Source organism: Pseudarthrobacter siccitolerans, from assembly GCF_001046895.1.
Classification (GTDB): Bacteria; Actinomycetota; Actinomycetes; order Actinomycetales; family Micrococcaceae; genus Arthrobacter; species Arthrobacter siccitolerans.
In genome coordinates this window covers 1-19787 of the sequence record NZ_CAQI01000049.1, presented here as the reverse complement: position 1 = coordinate 19787, position 19787 = coordinate 1, and the positions used below count along the sequence as shown (strand labels likewise).

Genomic DNA, 19787 nt, shown 5'->3' with positions numbered 1-19787 from the left:
TTAGAAAACCAAGGTGTATGATGGCAGTCACATCAGTCCCTCAACTCCTCGAAGGAGAGGCCTCCATTGGAAGAGCTGCGCATCGAAGCCAACGGCAACCTTGGCCCCATCGATTCATCCCGTATTCCCCGTTACGCCGGTGCTGCCACGTATGCCCGCCTTCCGCGCCTCGACCAGGTGGCGAAAGCCGACGTCACGGTGGTGGGCGTGCCCTTCGATTCGGGCGTCTCCTACCGCCCGGGCGCCCGCTTCGGCGCCAACCACGTCCGCGAAGCCAGCCGGCTGCTGCGCCCCTACAACCCTGCCTGGGACGTCAGCCCGTTCGAGAACGTCCAGGTGGCCGACGCAGGGGACATGGCCGTCAACCCGTTTAACATCAACGAAGCCATCGAAACCATCCAGCAGAATGCCCTGGACCTCACGGCCGCCGGCAGCAAACTGGTGACCCTTGGCGGTGACCACACCATTGCCCTGCCCCTGCTCCGGGCCGCCGCGGAGCGTGCGGGTGGACCCATCGCCATGCTCCACTTCGATGCGCACCTGGACACCTGGGATACCTACTTCGGCGCCGAGTACACGCATGGCACCCCGTTCCGCCGCGCCGTCGAGGAAGGCATCCTGGACACCGAAGCCATCAGCCACATCGGCACCCGCGGCCCGCTGTACGGCAAAAAGGATCTCGACGACGACCACCGCTTCGGGTTCGGCATCGTCACCTCCGCGGACGTCTACTACCAGGGCGTCCTGGAAACGGTGGCCAAGGTCCGCGACCGGATTGGCAACCGTCCCCTCTACATCTCCGTGGACATCGACGTCCTGGATCCTGCCCACGCTCCCGGCACCGGCACCCCGGAAGCCGGCGGCATCACCAGCCGCGAACTGCTGGAAATCATCCGGGGCTTCCGCGGCATGAACCTGGTGGGCGCCGACGTGGTGGAGGTGGCCCCCGCCTACGACCACGCTGAAATCACCGGCGTCGCGGCAAGCCACGTCGCCTACGAACTGGTGACCCTCATGGCGGACAACGCAGTACCCGGCGACCGCTTCGGAGCGGAAACGGGCTACGCGGCGCAAGCCCTCGGCCAGGAAGCGCGACGCCCTGCAGGCTTCGCTGCCGCGGGCAAGGAGTAGCCGATGATCGATTTCGATCCGGGGACTGCGGCCCCGACTAAAGGCACGGGACAACGCAACGGCGGGGATCTCGTCGTCGAAACCCTCGAGGCACTGGGTGCGAAGACCGTCTTCGGCATTCCCGGGCAGCACGCCCTGGGGCTGTTTGACGCGATGGGCCGCGGTAACCTGCAGTTTGTGTCCTCCCGGGTGGAGAACAACTCTGCGTTCGCGGCGGACGGCTATTCGCGGGCCACCGGCGAGGTGGGAGTCCTCTTCCTCTCCACCGGTCCCGGCGCGCTGACGTCCCTGGCCGGCCTGCAGGAGGCCTACGCCACCGGCGTGCCCATGGTGGTGGTGGCCAGCCAGATCCCGCTCGAGGGGCTGGGCGCGCGGCGCAAGGGCATGCTGCACCAGCTTGATGATCAGAAGGCGTCCGCGGCGAACGTGACCAAGAGCCAGCGGCTGATCCAGCACGCGTCCGGCATCCCATCGGCCATCCAGGACGCCTGGACCGAGGCGATCTCCTCGCCCCAGGGACCGGTGTGGATCGAAATTCCGCAGAACGTCCTGCTCGATCCGATTATGGTTCCACCGGTGGAGGACGCGCTCGCGGAAGCGGCGGACAACCCGCCGCGCGTGGAGCTGGTCCGCGAGGCGGTCAAATGGCTGCAGGCGGCGGAACGTCCGGCCATCATCGCCGGAGGCGGCACCCGCCGCGGCCGGGCGGAGAAGTCCCTGCTCTCCATCGCGGAGAAACTCCGCGCCCCGGTCATCTGCACCCCGGGCGGCAACGGTGCGTTCCCCTGGAACCATGAGCTGTCGCTGCAGTCCTGGATCGAGGACCGCCACATGACCGATCTGCTCGAGGACGCGGACGTCCTGGTGGTTATCGGCTCGTCCCTGGGCGAGGTCACCTCCAACTACTTTACGTTCGAGCCGCGCGGCCGGATCATCCAGATCGACGCCGAACCCCGGGTCCTCGAATCCAACCGCCCCGGTTTGGGCATCCGCGCGGATGCCGGGCAGGCCCTGGCAGCCCTCGACGAAGCGCTTGAGGCCGGCCGGGCCAGGCCCGGTTGGCACGGGACATCCCCGGAGGACCTGGTGCAGGAATCACTGGCCAAGGTCCGGGCCCGGCTGGAATCACAGGACCTGGCCAAGGAACTGAAGTTCATGGCAGACATCCGCGAAGCAGTCCCGGCCGACATGCAGACCTTCTGGGACATGACCATCTCCGCGTACTGGGGCTGGAGCTGCTGGGACGCCCGCGAGGGCCAGTTCCACTCGGCCCAAGGCGCCGGCGGCCTGGGCTACGGTTTTCCGGCAGCGATCGGTGGAGCGGTGGGCCTGGAGACGGTGGGCAAGCCTGGCCGGGTCCTCGCGGTCTCCGGCGATGGCTCGTCGATGTACTCCATCTCCGAACTTGCCACTGCCAAGCAGCACAACGTTCCGGTCACCTGGCTCATCGTGGACGACGGCGGCTACGGCATCCTGCGCGAATACATGGTGGGAGCCTTCGGCAAGGCCACCGCCACCGAACTGGCACGCCCGGATTTCGTTAAGCTCGCCGAAGCCTTCGGTGTGCCGGCCACGAAAGTGGCGCCTGAGGATGTGGGGGAGGCGCTCAAGGCGGGATTTGCCGCGGACGGGCCCAACGTCGTCGTGGTGGAAACGCTGCTGAAGATGTTCGCCCCGACGCACCTGCCAGACTGAGGCCCCGCCCAGACTGATCAAACGCTTGCGCTTACTGGATAACCCCAAGAAGGTCCCGGCTCCCATGTGGAACCGGGACCTTCTGCATTCCCCCTTCAAGGCTCCTTTAGTTTCCCAAAGCAACCAAGTTAAGATATAGTTGCTTTAGGCAAACAAGTAAGGAGCCTGAAGCAATGGCAGTAGCACCGGATACGGCAGCGGATCTGGTCTACCAGATCTTCGATCTCCAGCGCGCAGTGCGGTGGATCGCTACCGCCAATGTCCGCGGGCAGGAGACGGGTGTAGCCCTTCAAGGGGTCCTGCGGTTCGTGGGGGAGGGGGAAACCCGTGCCACCCGCCTGGCCGAGCGGCTGGGCGTCAGCGCTCCCGTCCTCAGCCGCCACATCGCGGACCTTGAGGAGCACGGCCTGGTGGTCCGCAGGCAGGACCCCCACGACGGCCGGGCCCAGCTGGTTGCCCTCACACCGTTGGGAGCCGAGAAGCTCCGCCACATCGAGGAACAGCGCACCACGGTCCTGCAGGACTACCTGCGCGACTGGAGCGAGGAGGACGCCGGGGACACGGCGAGATCCCTCCGCAGGCTCACGGAATCACTCAAGAAATCAGTCCGGGCAACGGCGGCCGGCACCACCAGCGAACAGAAAACCTTGGAGGAGTCACTTAATGGCTAACGCCACCGCCACCGCCCAGCACGAGCACGCCCGGACCGGGAAGCAGGAATCGCGGCAGTCCAAGCGCCACGAGCCCGGTGCCCCCATGAACCACCGGCAGATCATGGAGGCTCTCACCGGCCTGTTGGCTGCCTTCTTTACCGCGATCCTCAGCAGCACCATCGTGGCCAATGCGCTGCCCACCATCATGTCCGAGCTCAAGGGCACGCAGACGGACTTCGCCTGGGTGATCACCGCGGCCCTGCTGGCCAACGCGGCCACCACACCCATCTGGGGCAAGCTTGCCGACCTCTTCGACAAAAAGCTCCTGGTCCAGCTGAGCATCGTGATCTTTGTTGCAGGCTCCGTCATGGCCGGTTTCTCCGAGAACATCCCGTTCCTGCTCACCGCCCGCGTGATCCAGGGCATCGCCATGGGTGGCCTGACTGCCCTGGCCCAGGCGATCATCGGTTCCATCATCCCGCCGCGCGAACGCGGAAAGTACTCCGGCTACATGGGTGCGGTCATGGCTGTCGGCACTGCCGGCGGCCCGCTGCTGGGCGGCTTCATCGTGGACAGCCCGCTGGGCTGGCGCTGGACCTTCTTCGTCTGCGTCCCGCTCGCTGTCGTGGCCCTGATCCTGCTCCAGGTGACCCTGAAAGTTCCGCACATCAAGCGGCCGGCCAAGATCGACTGGCTCGGCGCCATGCTGCTGACCAGCGGCGTGAGCCTGCTCCTGGTCTGGGTCTCCTTCGCAGGCAAGGCCGACTACTACGACTGGTGGTCCTGGCAGTCCGCGCTGATGGTGGGCGGCGGCGTCCTCCTGCTCGCCCTTCTCGTGCTGGTTGAATCCAAGGTTTCCCAGCCGATCATCCCGCTGAAGATCATTTCGGAGCGCACCACGGCCCTGTCCATCGTCGCGTCCGTGGCCGTCGGTGTGGCCATGTTCGGGTCCTCCACCTTCCTGGGCCAGTACTACCAGGTGGCCCGCGGCGCAACGCCCACAGAAGCCGGCCTGCTGACGCTCCCCATGATCGCCGGCAACCTGGTCGGTTCAGTAGTATCCGGCCAGCTCATCAGCCGCTACGGCAAGTGGAAGCGCTTCCTGATCGGCGGCACCGTCCTGCTGATCGCGGGCCTGGCCCTCGCCGGGACCATGGACCACGCCACCGAGCTTTGGCTCACCGGCCTCTACACCGCAATCTTCGGCGTCGGCCTGGGCATGCTGATGCAGAACCTGGTCCTGGCCGTGCAGAACACCGTGAAGGCTTCGGACATTGGCTCCGCCAGCGCCTCTGTTGCCTTCTTCCGCTCGGTTGGCGGCGCCATCGGCGTCTCCGTCCTCGGCGCCATGATGGCCAACCACGTCGAGGACCTGGCCACGGACGGGCTCACTAAGCTGGGCATCCAGGCCTCTGGCAACAACGGAGCCACCCTGGACCTGAAGGACCTCCCGGCGCCGGTAGCCGACGTCTTGCGCGCCGCCTACGGTGACGCCACTGCGGGAATCTTTATGATCTCCGCCGCGGTCAGCATCGTTGCCCTGCTTGCCGTCCTGTTCATCAAGGAAAAGCCGTTGCGCCGGACCGTGGACATCACTCCTGAACCCACTCTGCAAGCCAATGCCGCAGGTGAGGCCGGCATGACCGCCATGACCGGACAGTTGCCCCGGATATCGGCCGCCGTGTCCGGCAGGGCTGCCGGCCCGGTAGCCGGCAGCGGCTCGGCGAGGACGGGCAGCGCCGGCAGCAAGGCGTACGACGGCGGCACCTCCGCAGTGCCGGGTGCCGGTTCCGCCGTGCTCACCGCAGACGAGTTTGAGGAAGCCTTTGCCCTCAACTTCGAAGCAGGCCAGGCCGCGGAGACGTTCCAGAAGCTCCAGGACACCCAGCACCTGCTGGCCCGGCAACAGGTGGAGCTGGGGAAGCTGGTGCTGGACATCCAGGAACAACTGCGCTCACAGCGCGAGGTGGCGGCCCAGCAGACCGTGACCGCGGCTGAGCTGAGCCGGCTGAAACGCAGGCTCCTCAAGGAACGGAAGTCGCAGGCTGCCGCCGCGCTCTACATCGCCAGCCACGGCAGGCACAGCGCCGCTGCATCGCAGGACTGAACGGTCCAGGACTGGACGCTCGCGGACTGAACCTGCAGAAGTCAGCACCTCACCAAGCCGCCGCCGGGCACCGGAATCTACCGGTATCCGGCGGCGGCTTTGTGGTGCCCGGATCAGAATTAATCAATTCCACGGAAAATCTGCTTCCCCGGCGGCGCGTTGTCGGTGGCCAACACTAGAGTTGGGTTCATGCTCCTCACCCTCATCCGGCGCTACTCAAAACCGTATGCGCCGTACATTTTGGCTGTCATCTTCTTCCAGCTGGCCTCCACCATTGCCGCCCTTTACCTTCCCAGCCTGAACGCCCAGATCATTGACGAAGGGGTGTCCCGCGGCGACACCGACTTCATCTGGCGCACAGGTGCCGTGATGCTTCTGGTGGCGTTCGTCCAGGTGGGTACGGCCATCGCCGGTGTCTACTTCGGTTCCAAAACGGCAATGGCGCTGGGCCGGGACCTGAGGCGGGCCGTATTCCGCAAGGTCACCAGTTTCTCGGCCAAGGACGTCAACGCCTTTGGTGCGCCCACCTTGATCACCCGCGGCACCAACGACGTCCAGCAGGTGCAGATGCTGATGCTCATGGCGCTGAACTTCATGGTGGCCACCCCCATCATGTGCATCGGCGGCATCATCATGGCATTGCGCGAGGACATCAACCTGTCCTGGCTCGTCTGGGTCTCAGTGCCCGTCCTGGTCGTGGTGGTGGGTTACCTGGTGGTCCGGCTGATGCCGCTGTTCCGGTCCATGCAGAAAAAGATCGACCGCATCAACGCCGTGCTGCGCGAACAGATCATCGGTATCCGGGTGGTGCGCGCGTTCGTCCGCGAACCTTACGAAACCGGGCGGTTCGGCGAGGCCAATAAGGAGCTGACCGACGTCTCGCTGAAGATCGGCTCCCTCTTTGTCCTGATGTTCCCGGCCATCGGGATGATCCTGCACCTGTCCACCGCCGCAGTGCTGTGGTTCGGCGGCCAACGCGTGGACTCCGGCGAGATGCAGGTGGGCGCCCTGACGGCGTTCCTGCAGTACCTGCTCCAGATCCTGGTGGCCGTTATGATGGGCACCTTTATGGCCATGATGATTCCGCGCGCCTCCGTGTGTGCGGACCGCATTGGCGAGGTGCTCGACGTCGAACCCTCCATCCATGATCCCGAGCGGCCGGAGGCGCCCGCGTCCCTCACCGGCGTCGTCGAATACCGGAATGTCACGTTTGCCTACCCGGGCGCCGAAGCGCCGGTACTGAGCAACGTCAGCTTCACCGCCCGCCCCGGGCAGACCATCGCCATCATCGGCTCCACCGGTGCGGGAAAAACGTCCCTGCTCTCGCTCCTGCCGCGCCTTTACGACACCGTTGAGGGCGAGGTGCTGCTGGACGGCGTTCCCGTCAGCAGGCTCGACCGTGCCGAAATCACCAAACGGGTGGCGCTGGTCCCGCAGCGGCCCTACCTCTTCTCCGGCACTATCGAGCACAACCTGCGCTTCGGCAAGACCGAGGCCGCGGACCAGGAACTCTGGGACGCCCTCGAGGTGGCGCAGGGCGCCGACTTTGTCCGGGAGAAGAAGAACGGACTGGACTCCCGCATCTCCCAGGGCGGCACCAACGTCTCCGGCGGGCAACGGCAGCGCCTTTGCATTGCCCGGGCCCTGGTCACCACGCCCCGGGTCTACCTCTTTGACGACTCCTTCTCAGCGCTGGACGTCGCCACCGATGCGCGCCTCCGTACCGCGCTCAAACGCACCACCGCGGACGCCACCGTCATCATCGTGGCCCAGCGGATTTCCACGATTACCGAAGCGGACCAGATCCTGGTCCTGGACAACGGCCGGATCGTGGACCGTGGAACACACGAGGAACTCCTGGAAACCTCACCCACCTACCAGGAAATTGTTGAATCCCAGTTGAGCGTGGAGGAAATGGCATGAGCGCCCGCAAAAAGGACTCCACCGGGGTGAAAGGCACCGCTGCCGAAGAGCAGCTCAATGCCGGAGCAACGGCAGAAGTGTTGGAGGACGACGACTTCGTCGAGGAGGAGTACAAGCCCTCCGAAGCTGACGGCGACATGTTCGGCGGCATGCCCGCCAAGAAGGCTGAGCACTTCTGGCCCTCAGCCAAGCGGCTGATGGGGCTGCTGAAGCCCGAGGCACTGGGCATCTACGTGGTGGTGGCCATGGTGGTGGTCGCCGTGGTCCTGAACGTGATCGCCCCCAAGATCCTGGGCCAGGCCATGGACGTCATCTTCTCCGGAGTGGTGGGCAAACAGCTCCCCGCCGGGGCCAGCAAGGAACAGTTCGTGGACGGGCTGCGCCAGCAGGGCCAGGACAACTTCGCGGACATGGTGTCCCGGATGGAGCTGGTGCCCGGCACCGGCATCAACTTCGACAAGCTCACCACGCTCATCGCCGTCGTGCTGCTGATGTATTTCGTGGCCAACATCTTCCTGTGGCTGCAGGGCTACGTGCTGAACCGCATCGTGATGAAGGTGATCCGCCGGCTTCGCGACGATACCGAGAAGAAGCTCAACCGGCTGCCGCTGAATTACTTCGACACCCGCCAGCGCGGCGACGTCCTGTCCCGGGTGACCAACGACGTCGACAACATCCAGCAGGCACTCCAGCAGGCTTTCGCGCAGCTGATCAACTCCGTCCTGACGGTGTTGGGCATCGTGGTCATGATGTTCATCGTTTCCTGGCAGTTGGCCCTCATCGCGCTGGTGGCCCTGCCCCTCTCGGGCGTGGCGGCCGGCATGATCGGCGTGCGCAGCCAGAAGCTGTTCGCTGCCCAGTGGAAGAACACCGGCTCACTTAACGGGCAGATCGAGGAATCCTTCTCCGGGCACGACCTCGTGCGGGTCTTCGGCCGGGACGCCGACATGCTGGAACGGTTCGAGGAACGTAACGAAGCCCTCTACAAGGCCAGCTTCGGGGCCCAGTTCGTCTCCGGCATCATCTTCCCGGTGATGCAGTTTGTGTCCTACCTCAGCTACGTCGGGATCGCCGTGGTGGGCGGCCTCCGGGTCGCTTCGGGCTCCATGTCACTGGGAGACGCGACGGCGTTCATCCAGTACTCGCGTGAGTTCACCCAGCCGCTGGGCCAGATGGCCGGCATGGCGAACATGCTCCAGTCAGGTGTTGCGTCCTCCGAGCGCGTGTTCGAGTTCCTCGACGCCGACGAACAGGACGCCGAGACGGCTACCGAGCACCTTCCGCCCAAGACCGACGGGCACGTGGACTTCAAGAACGTCACGTTCAGCTACACCGAGGACAAGAAGCTGATCGAGAACCTGTCCTTCACGGCCGAACCGGGAAACACGGTGGCCATCGTCGGACCCACCGGCGCGGGCAAGACCACCCTGGTGAATCTGGTGATGCGCTTCTACGAGCTCAACTCCGGGTCCATCACCCTGGACGGGGTGGACATCACCCACCTCAGCCGGTCCGAACTCCGCTCCAAGGTGGGCATGGTGCTGCAGGACGCCTGGCTGTTCGGCGGCTCCATCTACGACAACATCCGGTATGGCAACCTTGACGCCACCGAAGAGCAGGTCATGGCCGCAGCCAAGGCCACGTTCGTGGACCGTTTCGTCCGTGCCCTGCCCGAGGGCTACGACACCGTCATCGACGAGGAAGGCAACAACGTCAGCGCCGGCGAAAAGCAGCTCATCACCATCGCCCGCGCGTTCGTGGCCAACCCGTCGCTGCTGATCCTTGACGAAGCCACCAGCTCCGTCGACACCCGTACCGAACTGCTGGTGCAAAAGGCCATGGCAGCGCTGCGCACGGACCGCACCAGCTTTGTCATCGCGCACCGGCTCTCCACCATCCGCGACGCCGACACCATCCTGGTGATGGAAAACGGCAGGATCGTGGAACAGGGCAACCACAAGGTCCTCCTTGCCGCCCAGGGCGCCTACTACCGGCTCTACATGTCCCAGTTCGCCGGCGCGGACGCCGGGGAAGCCACGGTGGATGACTCGACGGCGGTGCACAGCTGAGCGCGCAGGAGGCCCCCGTGCAGGAGGAAACTATGCAGGCGGACAGGGTGCAGGAAGCCAACCGTATCGAGGTGCTGATACCCATGCGCTGGGGCGACATGGACGCTTACGGGCACATCAACAACGTCCAGATTGTGCGGATGCTGGAGGAAGCCCGGATCGCGGCGTTCGGACCGCCCCGGGGAGCAGGCCTGCCCGGCGTGGAACCGCGCGTCTCCCTGTTCAACGACGTCCCCGAGGGCACCATGGCGCTGGTGGTGGACCACAAGATCCGCTATGTCCGAACGCTGGAGTACCGGAACATTCCGGCTGTGGTGCAGGTGTGGATCGGCGCGGTCAAGGGCGCCAGTTTCGATATCCACTACCTTCTCCAAGACCCCGTCACGGGGGAGGACTGCGTGAAAGCCAGCAGCCACCTGGCGTTTGTGGATGAAGCCACCGGGCGGGTGCAGCGCCTCACGCCCGAACAGAAGGAACGGATGGCACCGTTCACGGCGTGACCGGGAGGCCCATGAGGCTGGCATCTGCAGAAAAGATTGCGCGGCAAAGCACACCATCAGAAACTAATAACCCCCACCAAGGAGCAGATCATGGCTAAGAAGAAGACCTGGAAGGAAATGTCCCCGTCCGCGAAGGCCGGCACCATACTGGTCGCCATTGCGCAGGTGTCCCTGCTCGTGGCCGCCCAGCGGGACATCTCAAAGCGCCCGGCGTCGCAGATCAACGGACCCAAGGCTGCCTGGCGCGCGGCCTCGTTCATTAATTTCATTGGCCCGGTGGGCTACTTCACCTTCGGCCGGAAGCGGCCAACACCAGGGATGTAGTACCTGAAACCGGACGGGCGCCAGTCCACTCTGAGCGCCCGTCCAGCTTCACCCTGTAAATTTGAATCCATGACCCCCGCCTCCACGACTGCCATCACCCGTGCCCTCGGTATCTCGAAGGAAATTGAGGATGCGGCGTGGTTCGTCCTTGGCCCCGGACTCCTCGGCAAGCCGTCCGCCCTGGACGGACGCACCATGACCTGGACGTCGGAGGCCGCGGCGGAGCTGCTGGACAGGCTGGAGCTGGGCACGCCGGACCCCAAGGCGCCCATGATGACCAACCTTCGGCAGAACCTCGACGGCGCATCCCGGCAAGCGAAGCAGCTCGCCGTCGAACTGCTGTTCCTGCAGTCGCTGCCCCTGGCACATGAGGTGAAGTCCCTGAAGGTCAAGCGTGCGCGCGTGGCCGAGGCCGCCTCCTGGCTGGAGCCTCCGCTGGAGCTGCCGGAGCAGCTCTACGAGGGGCTGACGGACCACGGTGTGATCCGGGACCGCACGGCCGAATTCAACTGGACCATCTGGGACCACCTGAAATGGCTGTGCCGGTTTGTGCAGCACGTGGACCAGCAGCCCACCGCGGACATCGCTGCCGCCCTGCAGGACCCGCTGGAGTTCCACCGGCTCGCGGCGGCTACACGGGGGGACCAGCCGGCCATCCGCCGCAGCATCGAGTTCCTCACCTGGCCCAGCTACTTCGAACCCGTGGTGGCGGACGTGGAGCGCCAGGAAATCCGCGACGCCTTTGCCTCGCTGGTGGGCGGAGCCAAGGGTGACACCGAGGAAGACATCACCGCGGACATCCACCGCATCCGCCGCCACCTGGATGAGCAGGCCGGCCAGCGCATCGACTGGTACGCCCGGCAGCTGGTCAGCCAGTGGCGCAAGGTGGGCGACCCCGGCAGGCGCGCGTGGCTGCTCCGCACGCACAGCGACAACACCGAGCTGCTCACGGCGTGGCGGAGCGAGGAGAAGGTGACGCTCGACGTCGAACATCTCCGCCTGCTGGGCCCCGGCGTCACCGCAGGGGTGGTCCAGCACGCCGTGGACGAGGACTACAAGCACCTGGGCTACGTGGAACGCGAGGACACCAAAACCGCTGTTTTTGCCTTCCTGACCGTGATGAAACCCGGGGACCTGGTGCTCTACCAGCACGCCGGGACCGTACGCCTGGGCGGGGTCCTCGGCGAGCCCGAACACAACGAGGACAACCGGCGGCTGCGCCGCAAAGTCCGCTGGTTCGACGAAGGCCACACCACCACCAGCCTGCCCCGGCACGTCCAGCGGCAGCTGGCCACCCCGGGCATCGTCGTCGACGTGACCCGCGTGGTCCAGGCCCTGCAGGGCCTGCTGCCCGCCGAAGCGGAAAACGAGCCCGACGGCGACGCTGAAGCAACCGCCGTCGTCCCTCCCGTCCAGGAAGGCTTCCGCCCGCTGACCCGCGAGTTCGCCGACTCGCTGCACATGGAACTCGAGCCGCTTCAGGAGATTGCGGAGCTGCTGGAGGAGAACCGGCAGCTGGTCCTGTACGGCCCGCCCGGCACCGGCAAGACGTACCTGGCCAAGCACCTCGCGGCCGAGCTCGCGGACGACACCACGGACGAGCGGGTCAAACTGGTCCAGTTCCACCCGTCGTATGCCTACGAGGACTTTTTCGAGGGCTACCGGCCGGACAAAACGGACGAGGGCCAGGTGTCCTTCAAGCTCGTCGCCGGGCCCCTGCGCCGGCTTGCGGAGGAGGCGGCCAAGCCCGGCAACGAGAAAAAGCCGTACTTCCTGATCATCGACGAGATGAACCGCGCCAACCTCGCCAAGGTGTTCGGCGAGCTGTACTTCCTGCTGGAGTACCGCGATGACCGGATCTACCTGCAGTACAGCCCCAACGAGCCGTTTACGCTGCCGGACAACCTGTACATCATCGGCACCATGAACACCGCAGACCGCTCCATTGCCATGATGGATGCGGCCATCCGGCGCCGGTTTGCGTTCATTGAACTGCACCCGCAGACCGAACCGGTGAAGGGCTCCCTGCTGCGGTTCCTTGAAGCCCGCCAGCTGGATACCACCCCGGCGCTGCTGCTGGATGCCCTGAACGGGGCGATCGACGAGTGGGACCGGGACTTGATGATCGGCCCGTCCTATTTCATGAAACCGGCCGCCCAGACCCCCGCCGGGCTGCGGCGGATCTGGAAATACGAGCTGATGCCCCTGCTTGAGGAGCACTACCACGGCCAGCTGACCCGGGCGCAGCTCGAGGAGCGGTTCGGGCTGGACCGGCTGCTGGAACGCCTTGCGGGCCGCTGACCCACGCGCTTCCGTCCGGCATCTGGTGCTGGACGAACTGTCCCGGGGCATCGTGGAACGGCTGGATCCGGCCAGTGCTTCCTTCCTGAACTCCAGCGGCTTGGCCAAAGCGTCACCCATGGGCATGGGCCTCTACCGGATCGAGCCCGTGGGCAAGGTGGGTTCGGTGCGGACCCCCACAGTGCAGCTGGACGTCAGGCCCAAGGACCGGCTGGGGCTCAGCCGGCTCCTGTTCCTGCTCAGCTACGCGGGCGAGCAGGGTTTCCGCCCTGACTCTGTGGCCGCCGTGGAGGAACGGGAACTGTGGAGCGCCCTGGCTGAATCCCTGGTCCAGCTGGCTGAGCGGGCACTGGGGCGCGGTGTGCTGCAGGGCTACCGCACGGTGGACGAGTCACTGCGCACTGTCAAGGGCCGCATCCGGATCTCGGACCAGATCTCCCGCCGGCCCGGCATGCTGGTGCCCCTCGAGGTGTCTTACGACGAGTTCAGCGAGGACATCGCCGAGAACCGGATCCTGCGGGCGGCACTGGAACGTATGGGCCAGGTGCCAAGGGTCCGCCCCGACGTGCTGAGCCGGCTGCGCCAGCTCAAGGGAAAGCTCGACGCCGTCACCCGCCTTCCAGCCGGCGCCCCGCTGCCGCCGTGGACGGCCACCCGGATGAATGTCCGCTACCACGCAGTCCTCCGCCTGGCGGAGCTCATCCTGCGGAACGCCTCTGCAGAAGCCGGTGACGGCAAGCAGCAGACCGCGTCTTTCGTGGTGGACATGGCGCAGGTGTTTGAGGACTTCGTGGGCAAGGCGCTTCGCGAAGCGATGGCGGCATACACGGGGGAGCTCCGGCTCCAGTACAACGCGCTCCTGAGCGAGGCCGTGCGGGACGCGGACCGGCTGTCCGTGCGGCCGGACGCCGTGCACCTGCTGGGCGGACGGCCCGTGGTGGTGTACAACACCAAGTACAAGGCCGCCTCGGACCTTGGAGCCTCCCTGACCGCCGACCATTACCAGATGCTGGCGCACTGCACCGCGCTGGCGGTGCCCACGGCCTGGCTGGTCTACGCCGGTGCGGGCGAGGTCAAACTGCGGCGCATCCTGAATACGGATATCGACATTGTCGAGTTCCCGCTCGACCTGTCCCGGCCGCCGTCGGAAATCCTCGCCGCCATCCAGGAACTCGCCCGGCAGTCCTGGGGCGAAATAGTCCGGCAGGCAACCCTGTAGCTTGGGTGGGCCCACGCCCGCAGGGTTACCTGACCGAGCTTGCGAGGTTAGGGTGCGGGTGGGGACTACACGGGAACCCGGAACGTAAACGTGGTGCCTTCGCCGAGCGCGCTTTCCACTTCGATGGTGCCGCCATGGGCTTCGACGATGGCCTTGCTGATGGGCAGGCCCAGGCCGACTCCGGGGATGGCGGTCCTGCGGACGTTGCTCGTGCGGAAGAACTTGGCGAAAACCTCTGACGCGTCCTCCGCGCTCATACCCATCCCGGTATCGCTGACCCGGCAGGCCAAGTGGCCGTCCTCCTGATCCAGCGAAACCAGCACGTTCCCGCCGTCGGGGGAGTATTTGATGGCGTTGGACACCAGGTTGTCCAGGACCTGGGAGATGCGTGCTCCATCCACGTGCGCTTCCAGCCGGTCCGGAGTCTCCGCAGACAGCACCACACCGGATGCGTCAGCCTTCGGCATTGCCGACGAAACACTGGTGCGGACAAGCTCCGCCACGTCCACCGCGTGCGGGGTAACGATCAGCTGGCCGTTGCGGCTGGACAAAAGATCAGACACCAACGTCAGCAGCCGCTCCGAGTTCCTGCGGACGATTTCCAGCATGTACCGCTGCGATTCCTCGGGCTCGTCCCCCAGCAGGATCTCCACGTACCCCAGGATCGACGTCAGCGGCGTGCGGAATTCGTGCGAGACGCTGGAGACGAAGTCGTCCTTGGCGGTCAGTGCGTTGACGAGGTCGGTCACGTCGCTGAACGCGATCACGGAACCGGAGAATTTCCCGTCCGCGTCCTTCATGGCGCGGGCGGTGGTGACAAAAGCGCGCTGTTCGCTCCCGGAGCCCAGCCAGACGAGGTAGTCGGTAAAGGTTTCGCCCAGCACAGCCCGGCGGACCGGGCGGTCCTCCACCGGAACAAGGGTCTTCCGGTCCGGACCGAAGACCAGGAGCTGGGACTCGTTCGGGTCCGCAATATCCTTGGGCCGGGCCAGTTCGTGGTTGGTCCGCTGCTTCCGGTTCATCAGTACGTCATGCCCGTCGGCGTCCACGGCGAGGACGCCCAGGTGGACCGTGTCAAGGACGGTATTAAGCAGTGATTCCTGGCGCTGGCTGGTGCGCAGGTTGGCCTGCAGCTGGGCATCCTTTTCCTCCAGCTCACGCTGCTGCCGCATCATGCTGAGCGTGAGGACACTCACGGAAACGCCGATGCCGAGCATCATCACTGGCAGGAGCAGGGACCTGGCCAGGTCCTGTCCGGTGAGCTGGCCCCTGACCAGCAAGGGGACCCAGATGATTGCCAGGGGCGCGAGGAAGGACAACCACAACGCGGCCCGGGGGTAGTAGCCGGAGGCGCACAACCAGATCACCGGGAAGACAGCCAGCAGGCTGATGCCGATCAGGCTTTCCTGCCCGCCCTCCCGGCCCAGTGCAATGGAAACGAAGTCCAGCAGCGGAATAACCAGGAAGCTCGTGTACGGCACCCGGTCCCAGGGGACCAGGTAGCACAGCGCCATAATGGCGATCTGGGACACCAGGAAGGCAACGAACAACGGGTTGCCCATGGTCGCCGGGAAGAACGCCCAGATGAGGAAAGCTGTCAACAAGGTGGTGACGAACAGCGGCATCTGGCTCAATGCCACGCGCTCGGTCAGGGTGTACTCATGGAAGGGGCGCCGGAAGAACCTAAGCTTCCCCGTGGACCAGGCGATGGGGTCAGTCATTACGCGGTAAGTTATGGGGCAGGGTGTGCAGAGCCATAGCAGCAGGATATCCGCAGCCAGCTATATACTTCTGACGTCGGCTGCTGAGGGGGCGCTATGAGTGATGCACGAGTGGGACTGGTCATCGAGGATGACCACGACATTCGGGAACTGGTCCGTACGGTCCTGACCCAGGCGGGCTTTGATGTCACGGTAGCAAGCAGCGGCGCCGAAGGCGTCCTGACCGCGAAGACCTTGAATCCTGACGTTATTACCCTCGATCTTGGCCTGCCGGACATCGATGGCTTCGAGGTGTCCCGGCAAATCCGGGAGTTCTCTGACGCGTACATCGTTATGCTCACGGCCCGCACCGAGGAACTGGATACTCTGATCGGGCTCGAGTCCGGCGCGGACGATTACCTCACCAAGCCCTTCCGGCCCCGCGAGCTCCGCGCGCGCATTGCAGCGATGATGCGCCGTCCCCGGTCTGTCCCTGAGTCTGCGGAAGCGGCGGGGGTGGAGGCCTCAGCCGACGCCGCCGCACATCCCGAGCGGGGAAACTACAGCCACAATGGGCTGGAACTGAGCTACGCGTCCCGTACGGTGACGGTGGACGGCACGGAAATGAACCTGACGCGCACGGAGTTCGAACTCCTCCACGCGCTCCTGGAAGCCGGCCGGACGGTCCGGACCAAAGCGGACCTGGTACGGCGGTTGCGCGACGAGGATTACGACGTCGGGGGCTACATCAGCGAGGCGGACGAACGGTCCGTCGAGGTCCATATGGGCAACCTGCGCAAGAAGCTGGGTGACTCGCCGCAGAAGCCGCGGTGGCTCCAGACTGTGCGCGGCGTCGGCTACCGGCTGGCTCCCGGGGAACACTGAGCCTGCAGCCGGTGCATCGTCTGGCGGCTGCACTGGTCTATGGGGTGCAGGAAGGACGCCGCGAGCCTGGGCAGAATGACGGCGACGTCGGCGTCGTATGCCTCGGTGCGGATTTCACCTTCCAGCGCCATGGCCAGGCCTGCCAGCCGCTCGGCACCGACCATCTGGCTTGAGGTCTTCAAACTCAGGACCGCGTCCACTGACCCATCCAGGTCCCCGGTGGTCAAAGCCCGCCACAGCCGCCCGATCCGGTCCGGGAGATAGTCGATGAAGTTCCCCACGAAAACCCCGCAGTAGCCCTCATCCTCCTCAAGTTCCTCACGAAGACGGTTCAGGACTGATTGGTCCACGAGCGGCCTGCCGGCATCATCAGACGGCGTCATTGCGGTCCTTTCGGCTGGCGTTTTCCAACTCGGAAACGGTGCGGTCATCGGGGGAATTTCTTCTGCTTCAGATTAGGCGTGTTCCTTTTGCGTTTGATGGTTTACGGGGAGAATTGTGGGTTTCTTGACGGGTCTGCGGGTTTCTGTGCCTACTACTTGAGCCCGGAAATTTCTGTCTGACAGCAGGCCCAATTTCCCTTCGCGCGGTGGTGTTATTGTTCCGGAAGCACAGGTTTTTAGCCCTTACCGGGACAACTCATCCATCCTTCTCGAACCGCATCAAGAACGGCTGGGACAAAACCCAAAGATTGCCTCAAGATCGCGGTTTCTACGGACTGGTGCCGTGGGGTTGGCTGGTGGTTTCCAGGAACCGCACCAGCTGGGATTCCAGGGCTGAATTATTCTTCAGCTCGCATTCCCAGACAGTGAGCACTTCCCAGCCGGCATCCTCCAGCTGGCGGCGCTGTCCGGCGTCGCGCTCCTTAGTGCGTTCCCGCTTGGCGGCCCAAAACTGGGCATTCGCCTTCGGCGCGTGTTGCCCCACGCGGCAGTCATGGAAGTGCCAGAAGCATCCGTTGACAAAGATGACCTTCCGCCTGCCGGCGAACACCAGGTCCGGGTTGCCCGGCAGCCGGGTTCCGCCTGCCTGCCCGTGCAGGCGGTACCGGTATCCCTTGGCGTGGAGGAGCCGGCGCACCAGCAGTTCAGGCTTGGTGTGTTTTCCCCGGATCCGGGACATGTTCCAGCTGCGCCGCTCCGGGGTGAGCTTGTCCGCCATGCTTCCAGTCTAGGATCCTGGGTTCAGCGCTCCGGCTGCTCCCCGAGCTGGAAATGGCGTCCGCTGATGGACATCGGCTCGATCTCGACGTAGAAGTCCTTCAGAGTTGGCACCCATGATGTGAGCCCCAGTTCTTCCACCTCCGCCAGCTCGGCGGAGGTGTTCAGAATCCTGGCCTTACCTCGAAGAACCACTGACCATGCCTCATCGGAGAGGATCCCGTCAGCTTCGAAGAGCACTGCTGAGTTGATGGCCAGCTGGGCGAGTTTGTTACCGGGCGCTGTCCTCAAGTACAGCTTGTCCTTGGAGCTGACGTAGTTGACGGGGAAAATATCCGGTTCGCCGGCCACGGAGACAACGAGCCGCCCATGCCTTGTCTCTTCCAGCAGGCGCCAGGACTGTTCGTCATTGAGTTCCAGGACAGGGTTTTCATCAGGGTGTTCAAACATCATGGCACTATTGTTCTACGTTGCGTAGAAATGCGCTAGGGGTGATTGGCTCCCTGGTCATTATTGACAAGTTCGGTGGGGGATTAACAGGCTGGAAACAATGTCGTGACGGAACTGTCGCGCGGGCTGGATAGCGTCACAGCAGGCAAATCCTGCAACGAAAGCGACGCACCTAGATGAGTAATGACACGGAAACCACGAAACTACTGGAGCCGGCGGCGCAGGCCCCTGCCGCCGTCGTCGGCCATTCTGCAGCGGGTAATACCGCTGCGCTGAATGCCACGAAGGAAAGCCTGGAGGACTACACGCTCCGGTTCGCACCGCGCTCCTACCGGAAGTGGAGCGCGGGAGTTGTGGCCACGAGTGCTTTGGGTGGCATCGCCTACCTGGCGGACTTCTCCATCGGCGCGAACATTGGCATCGCCTACGGCACCGTGAACGCCATCTTCGGCATCCTGGTGGCCGCCGTGATCATCTTCGCCACGGGATTCCCGCTGGCCTATTACGCGGCCCGGTACAACATCGATCTGGACCTGATCACGCGAGGCTCCGGCTTTGGCTACTACGGGTCAGTGGTTACGAACGTTATTTTTGCGACCTTCACCTTCATCTTCTTCGCGCTGGAAGGTTCCATCATGGCGCAGGGGCTCGAGGTGGGACTGGGCGTTCCGCAGTGGCTGGGGTATGCGGCGTCTACGGTCATCATCATTCCGCTGGTGATTTACGGAATGAACACCCTGGCCAAGCTGCAGGTGTGGACCACGCCGCTATGGCTGCTCCTGATGGTGGTGCCGGTCGGTTATCTGTTAATTTCGCACCCGGAGAGCATCAACAGCTTCTTTGCGTACACGGGCGAATCGGGCGACGGCGGGCCGAACCTTGCCTCCGTGATGCTCGCCGCGGGCGTCTGCCTGTCTTTGATGGCGCAGATTGCCGAGCAGATCGACTACCTCCGGTTCATGCCGCCGCGCACCGACGCCAATAGAGGCGCATGGTGGCGGGCCGTGATTCTGGCCGGGCCGGGCTGGGTGATTTTTGGGGCACTGAAGCAGATCGTCGGGTTGTTCATTGCCATCTACCTGATTGCGTCCCTGGACCCCGCCGCGTCTGCCACCGCGAATGAGCCGGTGCACCAGTTCCTGGGCGTTTATCGGGAGATGATGCCGGCGTGGCTGGCCATGACGCTGGCCGTGGTGCTGGTGGTCATTTCGCAGATCAAGATCAACGTCACCAACGCCTATTCGGGTTCCTTGGCCTGGACCAACTCGTTTACCCGGATCACCAAGACGTACCCGGGCCGGATGGTTTTTGTGGTGGTGAACCTGCTGATTGCGCTCGTGTTGATGGAAGCCAACATGTTCGACTTCCTCAACACCATCCTTGGCTTTTACGCCAACTGCGCCATGGCGTGGGTTGTCACCGTGGCGTCCGATATCGCCATCAACAAATACCTCCTGAAGATCTCACCCAAGGTGCCCGAGTTCCGCCGCGGAATGCTGTATGCGGTGAATCCGGTGGGCTTCGTGTCAATGCTGGTTTCCGCAGGGATCTCGATCGCCGTGTTCTTTGGGGCTTTTGGTTCCGGGATCCAGCCGTATTCGCCGATCTTCGCGGTGGGCCTGGCCCTGGTTCTTCCGCCGGTGCTGGCTCTTCTGACGAAGGGTCGGTAT

Annotated in this window: 16 protein-coding genes; 12 read left to right on the top strand and 4 right to left on the bottom strand. The window is 64.6% G+C overall.

Annotated features, from left to right (window positions below; genetic code table 11):
• The first annotated feature begins 66 nt into the window (after nucleotides 1-66).
• The 10 genes from speB (at nucleotide 67) to ARTSIC4J27_RS15935 (ending at nucleotide 13922) form a co-directional block, all read left to right on the top strand.
• Nucleotides 67-1131, top strand: coding sequence for an agmatinase (gene speB, locus ARTSIC4J27_RS15980; RefSeq protein ID WP_050056196.1), 1065 nt, complete (start codon nucleotides 67-69; stop codon nucleotides 1129-1131).
• Between the two features lie 3 nt (nucleotides 1132-1134).
• Nucleotides 1135-2826, top strand: coding sequence for a thiamine pyrophosphate-binding protein (locus ARTSIC4J27_RS15975; protein ID WP_050056195.1), 1692 nt, complete (start codon nucleotides 1135-1137; stop codon nucleotides 2824-2826).
• A 173-nt stretch (nucleotides 2827-2999) separates the two neighbouring features.
• Nucleotides 3000-3497, top strand: coding sequence for a MarR family winged helix-turn-helix transcriptional regulator (locus ARTSIC4J27_RS15970; protein ID WP_050056194.1), 498 nt, complete (start codon nucleotides 3000-3002; stop codon nucleotides 3495-3497).
• Nucleotides 3490-5586, top strand: coding sequence for an MDR family MFS transporter (locus ARTSIC4J27_RS15965; protein ID WP_083435510.1), 2097 nt, complete (start codon nucleotides 3490-3492; stop codon nucleotides 5584-5586). The genes ARTSIC4J27_RS15970 and ARTSIC4J27_RS15965 overlap by 8 nt, the downstream gene beginning before the upstream one ends.
• Before the next feature lie 189 nt (nucleotides 5587-5775).
• On the top strand, nucleotides 5776-7509 hold the full coding sequence (locus ARTSIC4J27_RS15960) for an ABC transporter ATP-binding protein (protein WP_050056193.1): 1734 nt from the start codon (nucleotides 5776-5778) through the stop codon (nucleotides 7507-7509).
• Nucleotides 7506-9578, top strand: coding sequence for an ABC transporter ATP-binding protein (locus ARTSIC4J27_RS15955; protein WP_152683901.1), 2073 nt, complete (start codon nucleotides 7506-7508; stop codon nucleotides 9576-9578). Before ARTSIC4J27_RS15960 ends, ARTSIC4J27_RS15955 begins: the two co-directional genes overlap by 4 nt.
• Nucleotides 9579-9661: 83 nt before the next feature.
• Complete coding sequence (locus tag ARTSIC4J27_RS15950; protein WP_050056280.1) at nucleotides 9662-10078, top strand: acyl-CoA thioesterase; 417 nt, start codon at nucleotides 9662-9664, stop codon at nucleotides 10076-10078.
• A gap of 90 nt (nucleotides 10079-10168) precedes the next feature.
• Nucleotides 10169-10402 carry a PLDc N-terminal domain-containing protein gene (locus ARTSIC4J27_RS15945; protein ID WP_050056192.1) on the top strand — a complete coding sequence of 78 codons (234 nt, stop codon included), beginning with the start codon at nucleotides 10169-10171 and terminating at the stop codon, nucleotides 10400-10402.
• 69 nt (nucleotides 10403-10471) lie between these two features.
• A complete protein-coding gene (locus ARTSIC4J27_RS15940; protein ID WP_050056191.1) occupies nucleotides 10472-12703 on the top strand; it encodes an McrB family protein in 2232 nt (743 codons plus the stop codon).
• On the top strand, nucleotides 12690-13922 hold the full coding sequence (locus ARTSIC4J27_RS15935) for an McrC family protein (protein WP_235436728.1): 1233 nt from the start codon (nucleotides 12690-12692) through the stop codon (nucleotides 13920-13922). The genes ARTSIC4J27_RS15940 and ARTSIC4J27_RS15935 overlap by 14 nt, the downstream gene beginning before the upstream one ends.
• A gap of 65 nt (nucleotides 13923-13987) precedes the next feature.
• On the opposite strand, the gene ARTSIC4J27_RS15930 is transcribed toward ARTSIC4J27_RS15935, so the two are convergent.
• A complete protein-coding gene (locus ARTSIC4J27_RS15930; protein WP_050056190.1) occupies nucleotides 13988-15643 on the bottom strand; it encodes a sensor histidine kinase in 1656 nt (551 codons plus the stop codon).
• A 96-nt stretch (nucleotides 15644-15739) separates the two neighbouring features.
• Here ARTSIC4J27_RS15930 and ARTSIC4J27_RS15925 point away from each other — a divergent pair, with 96 nt between their 5' ends.
• Nucleotides 15740-16507 carry a response regulator transcription factor gene (locus ARTSIC4J27_RS15925; RefSeq protein WP_200900844.1) on the top strand — a complete coding sequence of 256 codons (768 nt, stop codon included), beginning with the start codon at nucleotides 15740-15742 and terminating at the stop codon, nucleotides 16505-16507.
• On the opposite strand, the gene ARTSIC4J27_RS15920 is transcribed toward ARTSIC4J27_RS15925, so the two are convergent.
• The 3 genes from ARTSIC4J27_RS15920 to ARTSIC4J27_RS15910 all read right to left on the bottom strand — a co-directional run bounded on the left by ARTSIC4J27_RS15920 (nucleotide 16480) and on the right by ARTSIC4J27_RS15910 (nucleotide 18120).
• Complete coding sequence (locus tag ARTSIC4J27_RS15920; protein WP_050056188.1) at nucleotides 16480-16890, bottom strand: Hpt domain-containing protein; 411 nt, start codon at nucleotides 16888-16890, stop codon at nucleotides 16480-16482. The genes ARTSIC4J27_RS15925 and ARTSIC4J27_RS15920 overlap by 28 nt on opposite strands.
• 328 nt (nucleotides 16891-17218) lie before the next feature.
• Nucleotides 17219-17668: a very short patch repair endonuclease gene (locus ARTSIC4J27_RS15915; protein ID WP_050056187.1), complete on the bottom strand. Its 450-nt coding sequence runs from the start codon at nucleotides 17666-17668 to the stop codon at nucleotides 17219-17221.
• A gap of 23 nt (nucleotides 17669-17691) precedes the next feature.
• Nucleotides 17692-18120, bottom strand: coding sequence for a pyridoxamine 5'-phosphate oxidase family protein (locus ARTSIC4J27_RS15910; RefSeq protein ID WP_050056186.1), 429 nt, complete (start codon nucleotides 18118-18120; stop codon nucleotides 17692-17694).
• Between the two features lie 173 nt (nucleotides 18121-18293).
• On the opposite strand from ARTSIC4J27_RS15910, the gene ARTSIC4J27_RS15905 reads away from it, so the two are divergent.
• Nucleotides 18294-19787 (top strand): purine-cytosine permease family protein (locus ARTSIC4J27_RS15905; protein WP_050056185.1); only part of this gene is annotated, 1494 nt, incomplete at its 3' end.

Excerpts from the sequence above, each read along its gene's own strand:
- ARTSIC4J27_RS15960 (WP_050056193.1), top strand. The coding sequence starts at position 5,776 with ATGCTCCTCACCCTCATCCGGCGCTACTCAAAACCGTATGCGCCGTAC.
- ARTSIC4J27_RS15950 (WP_050056280.1), top strand. The coding sequence starts at position 9,662 with ATGCGCTGGGGCGACATGGACGCTTACGGGCACATCAACAACGTCCAG.
- ARTSIC4J27_RS15970 (WP_050056194.1), top strand. The coding sequence starts at position 3,000 with ATGGCAGTAGCACCGGATACGGCAGCGGATCTGGTCTACCAGATCTTC.
- ARTSIC4J27_RS15945 (WP_050056192.1), top strand. The coding sequence starts at position 10,169 with ATGGCTAAGAAGAAGACCTGGAAGGAAATGTCCCCGTCCGCGAAGGCC.
- ARTSIC4J27_RS15955 (WP_152683901.1), top strand. The coding sequence starts at position 7,506 with ATGAGCGCCCGCAAAAAGGACTCCACCGGGGTGAAAGGCACCGCTGCC.
- ARTSIC4J27_RS15915 (WP_050056187.1), bottom strand. The coding sequence starts at position 17,668 with ATGGCGGACAAGCTCACCCCGGAGCGGCGCAGCTGGAACATGTCCCGG.
- ARTSIC4J27_RS15930 (WP_050056190.1), bottom strand. The coding sequence starts at position 15,643 with ATGACTGACCCCATCGCCTGGTCCACGGGGAAGCTTAGGTTCTTCCGG.
- ARTSIC4J27_RS15925 (WP_200900844.1), top strand. The coding sequence starts at position 15,740 with ATGAGTGATGCACGAGTGGGACTGGTCATCGAGGATGACCACGACATT.
- ARTSIC4J27_RS15975 (WP_050056195.1), top strand. The coding sequence starts at position 1,135 with ATGATCGATTTCGATCCGGGGACTGCGGCCCCGACTAAAGGCACGGGA.
- ARTSIC4J27_RS15965 (WP_083435510.1), top strand. The coding sequence starts at position 3,490 with ATGGCTAACGCCACCGCCACCGCCCAGCACGAGCACGCCCGGACCGGG.
- ARTSIC4J27_RS15940 (WP_050056191.1), top strand. The coding sequence starts at position 10,472 with ATGACCCCCGCCTCCACGACTGCCATCACCCGTGCCCTCGGTATCTCG.
- ARTSIC4J27_RS15910 (WP_050056186.1), bottom strand. The coding sequence starts at position 18,120 with ATGATGTTTGAACACCCTGATGAAAACCCTGTCCTGGAACTCAATGAC.
- ARTSIC4J27_RS15920 (WP_050056188.1), bottom strand. The coding sequence starts at position 16,890 with ATGACGCCGTCTGATGATGCCGGCAGGCCGCTCGTGGACCAATCAGTC.